We start from the raw sequence: 14,559 nt of genomic DNA on the forward strand, positions 1-14,559 counted from the left end.
AACCCCGAAGGGGCGGCCGCCAGGCCGGGCTTGACATCCGGACCACAGCCCCCACAATCCACCAAACCACGGGGATGACCCCCACCACAACACAACAACATCAGTAACACGCACCTTGAAAACTCAAGAGTGAAACCACAAAAGCGAGCCGGGAGTCGGCCGAACCCGCGACACAACGTCAACGAGGACGAGGCAGATGTTTGGCGATGAACAACCCATCGGCAGACACGCAGACCTCGCCCCCAGCTGTGATCGAACCACGGGTAAAGATCTTCCGTCCGTCCACATCGGTCTGAACCCCTGTGACGGTCAACGGCTCGAACAGCGGAGTCGGCCGGTGGTAGCGCAGTGTCAACTCCGCCGTCATACCGGAGAGCCCGGCCCAGTGGTTGGCCACCCCGAGAGTGTGGTCGAGGATCAACGCCGAGATTCCGCCGTGCACATGACCGGGCGGCCCCTGGTACGGCAAACCGAGCGTCAGGACTCCACGCACCGAGCCGTCGGACTGACCGGTCAGCTGCAGCGGCGGTGCGATCGCGTTCTCCGGACCGGTCACGGGATCGTGGCGGGTCGTGCCCTCCCCCGCCCACATGTCCACCATCCGCTCGTTCATCGCCGGTGCGTGCGCGTCGAGGTGGTCAGCCGCGGAGTTGAGCTGGTCGGCGATCCGGCTCATCTCCGCCGTCGATCCGCTTCCGGCGCGCAACAGCGACGCGATCACCCGACGGGCTGCAGCGACCGCCGCGTCGACGCCGTCCTGGTGCGGATCGGCGGTCAGTTCCTGGGCCGCGGTCATGCCGTCACCTCCGCGGTCGCGTGGGTCAGCACCGGTGCGCCGTCGCGCTCCGGGCACGTCGAGCGGAGCGCGAGTCGATCGCTCTCGCGCCACACCTCGGTTCGGATGGTTTCGCCGGGCAGCAGCGTTCCGGCGAATCGCGCGGAGAACACGCGCAGACGGGTGGCGTCGCCGTCGAGCAGTCCGTCCACGATCGCCTTCGCGACCAGTCCGTAGGTCGCCAGGCCGTGCAGGATGGGCCGCTCGAAGCCCGCTGTGCGGGCGAATCCGGGATCGGCGTGCAGCGGGTTCATGTCGCCGTTGAGCCGGTAGCGCAGCGCCTGATCCGGTGCGGTGGGCGAGTTCAGCACCGCGTCCGGCTCGCGTTCCGGCAGTGCGGCGGAGACCTCCGGGCCGGGGTCACCGCCGAAGCCGCCTTCGCCGCGCGCCCAGATCTGCATGGTCGTCGTCCACAGCGCCGCACCGGTGTGGTCGACCGCGGTCGATTCGAGCACGATCAGCGCCGCTCTTCCCTTGTCCCGCACGGCGGTAACTCGGTTGCTGACCGTCGCCGTGCCGGATGCCGGGAGCGGGCAGTGCACTTCGAGTGCTTGGCCGGCGTGCAGGATCTTGCGGAGATCGACGTCGATACCGGGCAGCGCCAGGCCCGGTGCGCCGCGGTCACCCGCGGAGATCCCCTGCCCGGCCACCAGTGCGAAGGTGGGCAGCACCTGGAGGTTCGCCTCGTAGGTGTAGGGCAGTTCCGGTTCGACGTCGGCGCGGGCTCCGGCGCCGAGCGAGAGGTGGTAGAGCAGCACATCGCGCCGCGTCCACGCGATCTCGCGCGTCGTGGGTGGGGCCGCCAGCGCCGCGGCTGGGTCGATCGCCATCTTCGCGTTCTCTCCTGTGTCATCGGGTTTCGCGCCGGGTGTCGATCTCGCGCGAAATCGACCGTCACCCGGGTGCGCGTCGATTTCGTACGAGATCGACCAGGCTCCGGGGGACGGCCGGTGGGGCGGGGTCAGGGTTTGGGATGGGGTTCCGGGTCTCTGGGCAGGCCGAGGAGCCGTTCGCCGATGATGTTGAGCTGGACCTCGGTGGTGCCGCCGGCTATCGACAGGCACCGGGTGTTGAGGAACTTCCAGGTCGCGGTGGGGGCACCCGTGTCCGGGCGGTGGTGGTCGGCGTGCAGCGCCGCCGGCCCCTGCCACTCCATGGCGGTTTCCCACACCTGCTGGACGTGCTCCACCCCGAGGAACTTGGCGATGGAGGACTCCGCGCCGGGCTGTTGCCCGCTCAGCGAGCGGATCGTCTGGCGCAGGCCGAGCAGCGCGCCCGCTTGGGCGTCGGCGAGGATCTGCCCCAGCACCGCGAGGCGGTGGTCGTCCGCTCGTGCGGCCGCCAGTTCCAGCAGCGCTTCGCCGCCCGCCCCCAGCGAGGAGTCCTGGGAGAGGGCGACCCGTTCGTTGGCCAGGGTGGTGCGGGCCAGCTTCCAGCCGTCGCCGGGCCGGGCGACCAGCATGTCGTCGGGCACGAAGACGTCGTCGAGGAACACCTCGTTGAACAGCGCCTCGCCGGTGAGCTCGCGCAGCGGTCGGATGGTGATGCCCGGGCTGTCCATGTCGAGCAGGAAGTAGGACAGCCCCTTGTGCTTGGGCGCGTCCTGGTCGGTCCGGGCCAGCAGGATGCCGTAGTGCGCCTCGGTGGCCATCGAGGTCCACACCTTCTGGCCGTTGATCTTCCAGCCGCCCTCGACCTTCTCGGCCCTGGTGGCCAGGCCGGCCAGGTCGGATCCCGCGCCGGGCTCGGAGAACAGCTGGCACCAGGTGATGTCCCCGCGCAGGCTGGCGGGCAGGAACCGGCGCTGCTGCTCCTCGTCGCCGTGCCGGATCAGCGTCGGCACCACCCAGTTCCCGATCACCATGTCGTGCGCCCTGATCTGCGCGGTCCGCATTTCCTCGGCGATGGTGAGCTGCTCGACCGCGTCGGCACCGCGGCCCCACGGTTTCGGCAGGTGCGGCGCCGTGTAGCCGCGCTCGGCGAGGTAGCCGATCCGCTCCTCCTCCGGCAGCGCAACGGCTTCGGCGAGCTCGGCGCGGACCGCCGCCCGGATCTCCGCCGCCTCCGGTGGCAGGTCCACCGTCACCTCGCGGCGGACACCGCCGAGCGCCAGCCGCGCCACCCGCTGGTGCCAGTGCGCGGTCGAGCCCAGCAGCAGGCGCGAGGTCTGCGCACGGCGCAGGTGGAGCCCGGCGTCGTGCTCCCAGGTGAACCCGATGCCGCCGAGGACCTGGATGCAGTCCTTCGCGGTGCTGAACCCGGCCTCGACGCAGGTAGCTCCCGCGACCGTGGCGGCAAGGACCACTTCCTGCGCCGCATCCCGGGCGTCGTGCGCGCGAGCCGCGTCCCAGGCGCAGGCGCGCGCGGCCTCGGTGCGGGCCAGCATCCGCGCGCAGCGGTGCTTGACGCCCTGGAACTGCCCGATCGGACGGCCGAACTGCTCGCGCACGCCGGCGTATTCCGCGGCTGTCGCGGTGCACCAGTCGGCGATGCCACAGGCCTCGGCGGCGAACAGGATCGCCGCCAGGTCGTGGGGCCGGTCGGCCGGGATGTCGAGGACGTCCGCAGCGGGCACGGGCACCCCGGCCAGCGTCACGGTGGCGAGCCGCCGGGTGAGGTCGTGGCTCGGTGCCTCGCTCACCTCGACCGCAGAGCCCGGCAGCACCACCCAGGAATCCGCACCGACCCGGAGGACGAGCACGTCCGCGAGGTGTGCGCCGAGCACCGGCACAGCGGATCCGGACACGAGCAGGCCGCCGTCTTCGGCGCGCTCGGCGGTGAGGCCCTCGCCGAGTCCGACCGCGCCGGTAGCCGAACCGTCGGCCAGCACCGCCAGGTGCTCGTGGTGCCCGGCCTCCAGCAGCACCGCGCTGGCGAGCACGGTCGGCAGGAACGGTCCCGGCGCCATGTTGCGGCCGAGTTCCTCCAGGACGACCGCGAGTTCGAGCAGTCCGAAGCCCGCGCCGCCGACAGATTCCGGCAGGTGCAGTCCGAACAGGCCCTGCTCGGCCAGCTGCGCCCAGAACGGCGGCAGCTGCTCGGTCTTCGCATCGACCGCGGCGCGCACCTCGGTCTCGGTGATGTGCCGTCCCGCGAAAGCCCGCACCGAGTCCCGCAGGTCCCGGTGCTCTTCGCTCAACCCCAAGGTTTCCCGTGCCATCTCAGATCCGTTCGACGATGGTTGCGGTGGCGTGCGCGCCGCCGGCGCACATGGTGATCAGCGCGGTGGAGCGGTCGCTGCGCTCCAGTTCGTGGACGGCCTGGGTGATCAGCCGGGCACCGGTGGAACCGACGGCGTGGCCCAGCGCGATCGCACCGCCGTTGACGTTGACCTTGTCCATGTCGGCCTCGTGCACCTGCGCCCACGACAGCACGACGGAGGCGAACGCCTCGTTGATCTCCACCAGGTCGATGTCGCCGAGCTTCATGCCCGCTTTCGCCAGCACGTGCTCGGTCGCGCGCACGGGACCGTCGAGGTGGTAGTACGGGTCGGCCCCCACCATCCCGGAGGCGACGATCCGGGCTCTCGGCCGCAGGCCCTCGGCTTCGGCCCGCTCCCGGTTCATCAGCAGCACGGCCGCCGCCCCGTCGCTGATCTGCGAGGAGTTGCCCGCGGTGTGGATGCCGTCGGGGATGACCGGGTTGAGCCCGGCCAGCGCCTCGGCCGTGGTGTCGCGCAGGCCCTGGTCGCGGGTCACTTGGCCGATGGGGATGAGCTGGCCGTCGAAGCGCCCTTCCGCCCAGGCGGCCGCCGCCTTCCGCTGGGAGGCGAGGCCGAGCGCGTCGGCGTCGGCGCGCGTGATGCCGCGGTGGCGCGCGATCCGCTCGGCGGCGGTGAACTGGTCGGGCAGGTCGATCGTCCAGGAGTCCGGCACCGGCAGCCCGGTGTCCGGGGCCAGCGCCGCGCCGAGGAAGACGCGGCTCATCGACTCCACGCCGCAGCCGATCCCGATGTCGATGGTGCCGCCGGCGATCAGCCCGGCCACCAGGTGCACGGCCTGCTGGGACGAACCGCAGGCGCAGTCGACGGTGGTGCACGCGGTGCCGTGCGGCAGGCCCGCGTGCAGCCAGGCGTTGCGGGTGACGTTGTTGGACTGCTCGCCGACCTGGGTCACGCAGCCGCCGACGACCTGGTCGACCTGCGCCGGGTCCAGTCCGGCTCGCGCGAGCACACCTCGCTGGGCGTGCCCGAGCAGCTCCGCCGGGTGCAGCCCGGACAGCGCGCCGGAGCGCTTCCCGACCGGTGTGCGACCGGCCTCGACGATGACGGCTTCGGGCATCTGCTCCCCTCCTTCGGGTGCGAGGCGGCGAAACCCCGCACTACTAGAATTCGTTATCCATCGCATCCAACCGGCTTTTGACGTCGTCTTGCTGCGTCATACCCACTCAGCGGGACAGCGCAGGATCGAAAAAGAGAACGAATACTAGCTTCGGGCGGCAGTCGATCGTCGGACGAAGGAGGACGCGATGGGTGGCAGCACGCTGGAGGGCCGCACCGCGGTCGTGACCGGTGCCGGGGCCGGGCTCGGGCGCGCCGAAGCGCTCGCGCTGGCCGCGCAGGGCGCCAACGTGGTCGTCAACGACATGGGCCCGGCGGCGGACGGCGTCGTGGCGGAGATCAAGGCCGCGGGCGGCGACGCGGTGGCGGTGACCGGTGACGTCGGCGAGTGGGCAACCGGTGACCGGCTGGTGGAGGCGGCGGTGGACACCTTCGGCAGCCTGGACGTGGTGGTGAACAACGCGGGCGTCCTGCGGGACACGATGCTGTTCAACCTCACCGAGCGGGACTGGGACGACGTCATCCACGTGCACCTCAAGGGGCACGCGTCGGTTTCGCGCGCGGCGGCTGTGCACTGGCGCAACGCCAGCAAGGCGGCGGGCGGCCCGGTCTACGGCCGCATCGTGAACACCACGTCGGAGGCGTTCCTGTTCGGCGCCGCCGGGCAGCCGAACTACTCGGCGGCCAAGGCGGGCATCACCGCCCTGACCCTCTCCAGCGCGCAAGGGCTGTCCCGGTACGGAGTGCGCACCAACGCGATCTGCCCGCGGGCGCGCACCGACATGACGGCCCACGTCTTCAGCGCCGACCCCAGCGGCGGTGAGCTGGACATCCTGGCCCCGGAGCGGGTCGGCACCTTCGCGGCCTACCTGGCATCACCGGCGGCGGAGGAGATCAACGGTCAGGTCTTCGTGGTCTACGGCGACATGGTGGCGCTGCTGGCCCCGCCCACGGTGGAGCGGAAGTTCACCGCGGCGACGGGGGCCTTCAGCGTCGACGAGCTCGACGACAACCTCACGCCGTACTTCTCCGGCCGGAAGCCGCACCAGACCTACGCGGCCTACAGCGTCGCGGAGCTGGACACCACGGGAATCCAGAACATCGCATCCCGCAAGTGACCGGCTAGGCGTTGGAGCGGGCGGCGAGGAGGAGACCGCAGGCCAGGCGGATCTCCTCCTCCACGTCGGCCATGGACAGGCGGCCGTTGAGCGCCGAGCTCAGCATTCCGTACCAGCACTCGATGACCAGGCTCACCAGGCGGATGTCCCGGGCCGTCGGGCTTTCGATGCCCAGCATCCGCAGCACCGCGTCCTGCATCAGCTTGTCGATGCGGATCGCTTCGTTGACCGTCGCGGCGTTGGCCTGGACGTTGGACTGCATCATCGCGCTGGCCAGCAGCGGGCGGCTCAGCAGCTTCCGGCTGGAGCGCAGCAGCAGATCGCACACCGCCTCGACCGGGTCCTGGCCTGGCCGCGGCGGGCGGGCCAGCCCGTCCAGCTGCTCCACCTGCTCGGCCATCACGGCGGTGAACAGGTGCGTCTTCGAGGGGAAGTAGCGGTACAGCGTGGCGATCGCGACGCCGGCTTCCTTCGCCACGTCCTGCATCTGCACGCGGTCGAGCCCTCGCTCGGTGGCGAGGCTCGCGGCGGCGCGCAGGATCCGGCGCTGGCGCGCCTTCTGCTCCTGCGAGCTGGGCTCCGCGGGCGGCCTGGCCTCGGCGATTCTGGGCACCTGTTCCCCCTCGGTCGATCCGGTTGCGCCCTGATTGTGCGGGTCGCCTGGTCGCCGTCCTGGCCAATTTACCGCTCACCGGGACGGGCCGCGCCGCCCGCCGCGTCCTGTGCTCAGACCAGCGTGTCCTCGACGGGCAGGTCGAACTCCCCCTTGCCGTACAGCGCGAGCGCGCGCTGCGCGTCGTTGGCCACGTGCACGCTGCCCGCGTGCGCGTCGCGCCAGGCCCGTTCGACCGGGTTGCCCCGTCGCAGCGAGTTCCCGCCCGCGCTCTGGAAGAGCAGGTCGATCGCCCCCACCGCGCGCTCGGTGGCGCGCACCTGGTCACGGCGGGTGCGCAGCCGCAGCTCCGCCGGGATCTCCGCGCCGCGCAGCGCGTGCTCGTAGAGCTCGGTGATGTTGCGGTCCAGCTGCAGGACCGCCGCGTCGATCTCCGATGCCGCGCGCGCCACCGCCACCTGCGCGCCCTGGTCCTCCACGAAGCGGCCACCGCCGAGGCTCAGCCGCACCCGATCGCGCATGGTCGAGACGTAGTTCGCGTAGCTGCCCGCCACCACACCGACGACGGGTGCCGCGACAGCCGTGGTGAACACAGCACCGAACGGCATCGCGTACAGCGGTCCCCGGTTCACCGCCCGGCCGGGGCCGCGCAGCTGCGCGATGTCGTAGTTGCGGACGATCCGGTGGTCGGGCACGAACGCCTTGTCCACGACGACGTCGTTGCTGCCGGTGCCCCGCAAGCCCACCGGGTCCCACACGTCGAGCACCTGGAAGTCCTCGCGGGGCACCAGGACGCTGAGGAAGTCGACCGGCCGCCCGCCGTCGCCGACGACCAGTCCGCCGAGCAGCGCCCAGCTCGCGTGATCACAGCCGGAGGCGAAGCTCCACCGGCCGGTGAGCACGCATCCGCCGTCGACTGCGCGGAGTCGTCCGATGGGTGCGTACGAGGAGCAGATCAGCACGTCCGGGCCACCGGCCCAGACGTCTTCCTGGGCTTCGCCGGGGAACAGGCCGACGTGCCACGGGTGCACGCCGAGCACCGAGAGCACCCAGCCGGTGGAGCCGCACACCGCGGACACCTCGCGGACGGCTTCGTAGAACTGCGCCGGATCGCCTTCCAGGCCGCCGAACCGCGCCGGTTGCAGCATCCGGAAAGCACCGATCGAAACCAGGTCGGCCACCGTCTCTTCCGGCAGCCGCCGGGACTCCTCCGCATCGCGAGCGCGCTCCGCGATCGCCGGTAGCACCTCGCGGATCCGTTCCAGCACGTCGGTCACGCTCCCCCGCCTCTCCGTGTTTTTCAGTGGTGGTTGCGTTCTGGATTGATCTCACTTTTTGCGGTTTCTTGGGGCTGGGTTGATTCACGGTCCCCTGAGGTGCGGTTGAGCAGCACTCCAGCTGGCACAAGAGATGTCACGCCGCCATCGTGCGGCCCGGTCGGACACCAGGCCGCTGGGAGGTACCGGTGAGTGGGATCACCGGCAGTTCCGGCCGCCGCGGGCACCTAACTTCGCCGCCAGACCCGCTGCCCACCGGAAGGGACGACGAGCATGACCGCTGTGGAGGTTAGGCAGATCGAGGTGGACCAGGCGCCCACCCGGTTCGCCCGCGGCTGGCACTGTCTCGGGCTCGCCGACGGTTTCAAGGACGGCAAGCCGCACACGGTGCACGCGTTCGGGCAGAAGCTCGTCGTCTGGGCCGATTCCGGCGGTGAGCTCAACGTGCTCGACGCCTACTGCAGGCACATGGGCGGTGACCTGTCGCAGGGCGAGGTCAAGGGCGACGAGATCGCCTGCCCGTTCCACGACTGGCGTTGGGGCGGCGACGGCCGGTGCAAGGGCATCCCGTACGCGCGCCGGGTTCCGCTGCGGGCGCGGACCGCGGCCTGGCCGACGCTGGAGCAGGACGGCATGTTCTTCGTGTGGAACGACCCGGAGGGCAATCCGCCGCCACCGGAGGTGGCGATCCCGCGCATCCCCGGCGCCACCGACGACGGGTGGACCGACTGGCAGTGGTACTCGATCACCATCGACGATGCGCACTGCCGCGAGATCGTGGACAACGTGGTGGACATGGCGCATTTCTTCTACGTGCACTACTCGTTCCCCACGTACTTCAAGAACATCTTCGAGGGCCACACCGCCACCCAGGTGCAGAACGGCGTCGGGCGGGAGGACGCGCGCCCGCAGGAGACCGGCAGCGGCGCGCCGAAGATGCTCGGCAACACCTCGGTGGCCGCCTACCACGGCCCGTCGTTCATGATCGACGACCTGACGTACCACTACAGCGACGGCGACGTCGAATCGGTGCTGATCAACTGCCACTACCCGGTCACCGCGAACTCGTTCGTGCTGCAGTACGGCATCATCGTCAAGCGCTCCGACCGGTTGCCGGACGCCGATGAGACGGCCCGCCGGATCGGCGAGTTCATCAAGATCGGCTTCGAGCAGGACGTGCAGATCTGGCGGAACAAGACCCGCATCGACAACCCGCTGCTGTGCGAGGAGGACGGCCCGGTCTACCAGCTGCGCCGCTGGTACGAGCAGTTCTACGTCGACGTGGCCGAGGTGACGCCGGAGATGGTGGACCGCTTCGAGTACGAGATCGACACCACCCGCCCCAACGAGGCCTGGCGCCGCGAGGTCGAGGCGAACCTGGCCGCCGCGGGCGGGAACGCCTGATGGTGGTCCGCGCGGACGGCCGGTTGGCCGATTCCCCCATGCGTCCCGTGCGGTGCGAGGCCTGCGGTGGTCAGGTCGAGGTCCGCAAGAGCAGCTGGGACCAGACCAGCATCCAGTGGCACGCCGATTCGCTGCGCGCCTGCGGCGAGCGCCGCGCCGCACGCCCCGGGGCCGGGCCGAACGGCCAGTTCTTCAGGGGCTGCGCGGCGTTGCGCGATTCCGTGCGCGCGGCGGCGGCCCGAGGTGAGATCCCGATCCAGGTGGAGGACTGACGTGCTGGACTCCTACGGCCCGTGGGCGGTGATCGCCGGTGGCTCCGAAGGCGTGGGCGCCGCGTTCGCCCGTCAGCTCGCCGATGCCGGGATCAACCTGGTGCTGATCGCCCGAAAACCCGGACCGCTGGCCGAAACCGCCGCGCAGGTGCGGGCCTCGGGTGTCGAGGTGCGCACCCTGGAGCTCGACCTGCTCGCGCCGGACGCCCTGCGGACCATCCGGTCGGTCACCGACGACCTCGACGTGGGCCTGCTGATCTTCAACGCGGGCGCCAACAGCTACGGCCACGAGTTCGTCACCGGTGATCTCGACCGGGTGCGCGAGGTGATCGATCTGAACATCACCGCGCAGCTCGCGCTCACCCATCACTTCGGCGCGCTGCTGAAGCGGCGGGGACGCGGCGGGGTGCTGCTGGTCGGCTCGATGGCCGGTTACCTGGGGCAGGCGCAGATCAGCGTCTACTCGGCGGTCAAGGCGTTCTCGCGGGTCTTCGCCGAGGGCCTGTGGCTGGAGCTGCGGGAGCACGGCGTCGACGTGCTGGAGCTGGTCCTCGGCGTGACCCGGACTCCGGCGATGGAGCGTGCGGGGCTCAACTTCGACATCCCCGGCCTGAACGTCGCCGAGCCCGATGACGTGGTCCGGGAAGGCCTGGCGCAGCTGGCGCACGGGCCGGTGCTGGTGGCCGGCGGCAACGCCGACGCCGCGGTGAAGCGCAGCGGCCCCGACCGGGCCGCGCTCGCGCTCGGTGCGCACGAGGCGTCGAAGCGCCTGCTGCCGAAGCCCTGAGCAGCCGGTGCGGGGACACCACCAGATCCCCGCACCGGCCCCATCCGTCCTCAGTGGACTATTCACCCAGGCGCATCACCAGGTTTCCCCGGCGGACGTCGCGCTCTCCTTCGACGGCCTCGCGCAGCACGCGGCCGACCTCGACGAACCCGGCTTCGCGGCCCAGCCGCGCCAGCTCGCCGGCCGGCCACTGGTAGGCCGTGGCCACCTTGTGGTCGAACGGCTCGACCGGGCCGTCCCCGGCCTCGAAGAACCCGAGCAGCAGGTGGCCGCCCGGCGCCAGCACCCGGCTGAACTCGGCGAAGAAACCGGGCACCTCCTCCGGCAGCGCGTGGATGATCGAGAACCAGGACACGATGCCGCGCAGCTCGTCGTCGGCCAGGTCCAGGGCGTCCATCGAGCCGACCTCGAACCGCAGGTCGGGGTAGGTCTCGCGGGCGATGTCGATCAACGCCGAGGACAGGTCGATGCCGAAGACATCGAGGCCCAGGTCGCGCAGGTGCGCGGTCACCGGGCCCGGTCCGCAGCCGAGCTCGGCGACGGTTCCGGGCGAGCCCGCCCGCACGTGCTCGGCGAACGCGGCGAGCGCCGCCCGGTCCAGCGGCAGCCTTTCGAGGTCGTCCCTGGGGAGATCGGCGTAGAGAGCGGCGACGGCGCTGTAGGCGTCCGCCGCCGCACGGGAAGTCGAAGAAGCATCGGTCACGACCGAGGACCGTAGCGGTCGGGTCCGACGGCGAAAGCGCCGGATGCCCGCGCGAGGCCCCGGCTCACGCTCCGAGGTGAACGCCGCGAGCTGGAGGGTCAGATCATCGAGCGCAGCGGGCCGTGGGGCGGTTCTACGCCTAGCTCTGTCAGGGCCGACACGTGGAAGACCGCGCCCGGGACGTGGATCGCGTGCACCATGCCCATGTGGCCGTCGCGCCAGAAGCGTTGGATCGGGTTGTCCATGCGCAGGCCGTTGCCGCCGGAGCGGGCCACGATCTCGTCCATCGCGCGGACCGCCCGCCAGGCCGCCGAGACCTGGGTGCGGCGGCTGACCGCGCGCTCGCCGAAGGAGATCTCGGCGCCCGCCGCCACCTTGTCGTGGATGCGGGAGACGTTGTCCAGCAGCGCGACGCGGGAGGCGTGGATCTCGGCCGCCGCCTCGCTGATCGCGTAGAGCACGTACGGGTCGTCCTTGACCTTGGTACCGGTGATCTGCACGCGTTTGCGCTGGTAGGACAGGTGATGTGCCAGCGCGCCCTCGCAGATGCCGATCACCGCCGCGGTGATGCCCAGCGGGAACGCGGTGGTGAACGGGACGTGGTAGGTCGGGTTCGTCAGGCCGGCGTCCTTGGGCGCCGAGCCGTCGAGCATCTTGCTGAACGGGATCACCCGGTGCGCCGGGACGAAGACGTCCTCGACGACGATGTCCTTGCTGCCGGTGCCGCGCAGGCCCACCACGTCCCAGGAGTCCTCGACGATCCGGTAGGCCGATCGCGGCAGGATCACGTGGTAGGACACCGGAGGCTTGGCCACCTCGCCAGCCGCATCGCCCAGGAAGGCGCCGAGGAAGATCCAGTCGCAGTGGTCGGTGCCGGAGGAGAACTGCCAGTGCCCGCTGAAGCGGTAGCCGCCGTCGACCGGCGTGAGCACCCCCATCGGCGCGTACGGCGAGGCGATCCAGGTGTCGTCGTCGCCTCCCCAGATCTCCTCCTGCACCCGTTCGTCGGCCATCGCCATCTCCCAGGGGTGCACGCCGACGATCCCGGCGACCCAGCCGGTCGAGCCGTCGTGGCCGGCCACCTTCATCACCGCTTCGGCGAATTCGGCCGGGTGCGCCTCGGCGCCGCCGTAGCGGGCGGGTTGCAGCATCTTGATGACGCCGGTCTCGCGCAGCACCTTGGCGGCCTGGTCGTCGAGCCTGCCGAGACGCTCGTTGGACTCGGCGGCAGCGGTGATCTCCTCGGCTCGTTCCTCGACGGCCGTCAGGACGGGGTGCGGCATCAGCTGGCCCTCGATTCGGTGTCGGCACCGCGACCGGCGAGGTCCACGGCGAGTTCGATCAGCTGGTCCTCCTGGCCGCCGATCAGGTTGCGCTTGCCCGCTTCGACGAGGATGTCGGCGCCGGAGACGCCGTACTTCGCCGCGGCCCGGTCGGCGTGCTTGAGGAAGCTGGAGTAGACGCCGGCGTAGCCCATGGTCAGCGAGAGCCGGTCGAGCAGGCACTCGCCGTCCATCACCGGCCGGACCACGTCCTCGGCGGCGTCGATGATCTTCATGGTGTCCACGCCGGTGCGGATGCCGAGCTTCTCGGCGACCGCGACGAAGGCCTCCACCGGCGTGTTCCCGGCGCCGGCGCCGAAGCGGCGGGTGGAGCCGTCGATCTGGGTGGCCCCGGCGCGCACCGCGAGCACCGAGTTCGCCACTCCCAGGCCCAGGTTCTCGTGGCCGTGGAAGCCGACCTGCGCGTCGTCGCCGAGTTCGGCCACCAGCGCGGCGATCCGGTCGCCGGTGTCCTCCAGCACCAGCGCGCCCGCGGAGTCCACGACGTAGACGCACTGGCAGCCCGCATCGGCCATGATCCGGGCCTGCTCGGCGAGCACCTCCGGCGGGCGGCTGTGGGCCATCATCAGGAAGCCGACCGTTTCCAGGCCCAGTTCCCTGGCCAGCCCGAAGTGCTGGACGGAGACGTCGGCTTCGGTGCAGTGCGTGGCGATCCGGCAGATCGCGGCACCGTTGTCCGCCGCCGCCCGGATGTCGTCCTTGACGCCGACGCCGGGCAGCATGAGGAAGGCGATCTTCGCCCGTTCCGCCGTGTCCACCGCGGTCTTGATGAGTTCCTGCTCGGGGGTGCGGCTGAAGCCGTAGTTGAACGACGAGCCGCCGAGGCCGTCGCCGTGGGTGACCTCGATGACCGGGACCCCGGCGCCGTCGAGCGCGGCCACGATGTCGCGGACGTGCTCGGTGGTGAACTGGTGCTGCTTGGCGTGCGATCCGTCGCGGAGCGAGGAATCGGTGATCCGGATCATCGGAGTCCTTCCTTCGCGAGGATCCGCTGGGCGAAGCCTTCGCCGACGCGGGTCGCCGCGGCCGTCATGATGTCGAGGTTTCCCGAGTACGGGGGCAGGAAGTCACCGGCGCCCTCGACTTCGAGGAACACCGCCACCCGCGCCATGCCGCCGTTCACAGTGGACGGATCGTCGAACTGCGGGTCGGCGCGCAGCCGGTAGCCGGGCACGTAGCTCGCGACGTCGGCGACGACTTGGTGGACCGATTCGGCGATCGCGTCGCGGTCGGCGTCGGCCGGGATCGCGCAGAACACGGTGTCGCGCATCAGCATCGGCGGTTCGGCCGGGTTCAGGATGATGATCGCCTTGCCGCGCCCGGCGCCGCCGATCTCCTCGATGCCGCGGGCCGTGGTGATGGTGAACTCGTCGATGTTCGCCCGCGTACCGGGGCCGGCCGACGGCGATGCCACGCTGGCCACGATCTCGGCGTAGGCGACCTCGACGACCCGCGAGACCGCTCGCACGATCGGGATGGTGGCCTGCCCGCCGCAGGTGATCAGGTTGACGTTCGGTGCGTCGAGGTGGGCGCCGAGGTTCACCGCGGGCACCACCGCCGGCCCCAGCGCTGCCGGGGTCAGGTCGATCGCCTGGATGCCCCGCTCGGCGTACCTGGGCGCGTTCTCCCGGTGCACGTGGGCCGAGGTCGCCTCGAAGACCAGGTCCGGCCGCTCGTCCTGCGCGAACAGCCAGTCGACTCCTCCGGCCGAGCTGATCAGGCCGTTCTGCCGGGCGCGCTGCAGGCCGGGGCTGTCGGGGTCCACGCCGATCATCCAGCGCGGCTCGATGCTCTCGGAGCGCAGCAGCTTGCACATCAGGTCGGTGCCGATGTTGCCGGAACCCACGACGGCTGCGGTCGCCTTGGTCACTGTTCGTCCTCTCAAGTCTGACGTGTGCTCGAACGGTGCCAGCTGCCGCGGGGCGGCA

At 70.9% G+C, this 14,559-nt stretch carries 14 protein-coding genes; 4 read left to right on the forward strand and 10 right to left on the reverse strand.

Translation table 11 applies throughout. From position 1 onward, the window contains the following. Positions 1–178: 178 nt before the first annotated feature. The 4 genes from OU416_RS36720 to OU416_RS36735 form a co-directional block, all read right to left on the reverse strand. On the reverse strand, positions 179–796 hold the full coding sequence (locus tag OU416_RS36720) for a PaaI family thioesterase (protein ID WP_270931696.1): 618 nt from the start codon (positions 794–796) through the stop codon (positions 179–181). Beyond that, the gene (locus OU416_RS36725) at positions 793–1,665 is read right to left on the reverse strand and encodes a MaoC/PaaZ C-terminal domain-containing protein (RefSeq protein ID WP_270931697.1); all 873 of its coding nucleotides are present in this window, start codon (positions 1,663–1,665) and stop codon (positions 793–795) included. The genes OU416_RS36720 and OU416_RS36725 overlap by 4 nt, the downstream gene beginning before the upstream one ends. A gap of 131 nt (positions 1,666–1,796) precedes the next feature. Continuing rightward, positions 1,797–3,995: an acyl-CoA dehydrogenase gene (locus tag OU416_RS36730; protein WP_270931698.1), complete on the reverse strand. Its 2,199-nt coding sequence runs from the start codon at positions 3,993–3,995 to the stop codon at positions 1,797–1,799. Position 3,996: 1 nt separating this feature from the next. Then, positions 3,997–5,115: a steroid 3-ketoacyl-CoA thiolase gene (locus OU416_RS36735; protein WP_270931699.1), complete on the reverse strand. Its 1,119-nt coding sequence runs from the start codon at positions 5,113–5,115 to the stop codon at positions 3,997–3,999. Between the two features lie 187 nt (positions 5,116–5,302). On the opposite strand from OU416_RS36735, the gene OU416_RS36740 reads away from it, so the two are divergent. Next, positions 5,303–6,232: a 3-oxoacyl-ACP reductase gene (locus OU416_RS36740; protein WP_270931700.1), complete on the forward strand. Its 930-nt coding sequence runs from the start codon at positions 5,303–5,305 to the stop codon at positions 6,230–6,232. Between the two features lie 4 nt (positions 6,233–6,236). On the opposite strand, the gene OU416_RS36745 is transcribed toward OU416_RS36740, so the two are convergent. After that, positions 6,237–6,845 (reverse strand): TetR family transcriptional regulator, encoded by a 609-nt coding sequence (locus tag OU416_RS36745; protein ID WP_270931701.1) that lies wholly within the window; start codon positions 6,843–6,845, stop codon positions 6,237–6,239. 113 nt (positions 6,846–6,958) lie between these two features. Next, a complete protein-coding gene (gene hsaA, locus OU416_RS36750) occupies positions 6,959–8,122 on the reverse strand; it encodes a 3-hydroxy-9,10-secoandrosta-1,3,5(10)-triene-9,17-dione monooxygenase oxygenase subunit (protein WP_372907253.1) in 1,164 nt (387 codons plus the stop codon). A 273-nt stretch (positions 8,123–8,395) separates the two neighbouring features. On the opposite strand from hsaA, the gene OU416_RS36755 reads away from it, so the two are divergent. From OU416_RS36755 to OU416_RS36765, 3 genes are read left to right on the forward strand one after another with little or no spacing between them, the layout of a single operon-like run. Next, positions 8,396–9,526: a Rieske 2Fe-2S domain-containing protein gene (locus tag OU416_RS36755; protein ID WP_270931702.1), complete on the forward strand. Its 1,131-nt coding sequence runs from the start codon at positions 8,396–8,398 to the stop codon at positions 9,524–9,526. Beyond that, positions 9,526–9,798 (forward strand): ferredoxin, encoded by a 273-nt coding sequence (locus tag OU416_RS36760; protein WP_270931703.1) that lies wholly within the window; start codon positions 9,526–9,528, stop codon positions 9,796–9,798. Before OU416_RS36755 ends, OU416_RS36760 begins: the two co-directional genes overlap by 1 nt. A 1-nt stretch (position 9,799) precedes the next feature. Continuing rightward, entirely contained in the window at positions 9,800–10,585 is a 786-nt protein-coding gene (locus OU416_RS36765; RefSeq protein ID WP_270931704.1) for an SDR family NAD(P)-dependent oxidoreductase, read from the forward strand. Between the two features lie 58 nt (positions 10,586–10,643). Here OU416_RS36765 and OU416_RS36770 read toward each other — a convergent pair whose 3' ends face one another. The 4 genes from OU416_RS36770 to OU416_RS36785 form a co-directional block, all read right to left on the reverse strand. Beyond that, positions 10,644–11,288 (reverse strand): class I SAM-dependent DNA methyltransferase, encoded by a 645-nt coding sequence (locus OU416_RS36770; RefSeq protein ID WP_270931705.1) that lies wholly within the window; start codon positions 11,286–11,288, stop codon positions 10,644–10,646. Between the two features lie 98 nt (positions 11,289–11,386). Next, complete coding sequence (locus OU416_RS36775; protein WP_270931706.1) at positions 11,387–12,571, reverse strand: acyl-CoA dehydrogenase family protein; 1,185 nt, start codon at positions 12,569–12,571, stop codon at positions 11,387–11,389. Continuing rightward, on the reverse strand, positions 12,571–13,596 hold the full coding sequence (gene dmpG / locus OU416_RS36780; protein WP_270931707.1) for a 4-hydroxy-2-oxovalerate aldolase: 1,026 nt from the start codon (positions 13,594–13,596) through the stop codon (positions 12,571–12,573). Before dmpG ends, OU416_RS36775 begins: the two co-directional genes overlap by 1 nt. Continuing rightward, entirely contained in the window at positions 13,593–14,501 is a 909-nt protein-coding gene (locus OU416_RS36785) for an acetaldehyde dehydrogenase (acetylating) (protein ID WP_270931708.1), read from the reverse strand. The genes dmpG and OU416_RS36785 overlap by 4 nt, the downstream gene beginning before the upstream one ends. Positions 14,502–14,559: the final 58 nt, after the last annotated feature.

It is taken from the genome of Saccharopolyspora indica (assembly GCF_027853965.1).
GTDB classification, from domain to species: domain Bacteria; phylum Actinomycetota; class Actinomycetes; order Mycobacteriales; family Pseudonocardiaceae; genus Saccharopolyspora; species Saccharopolyspora indica.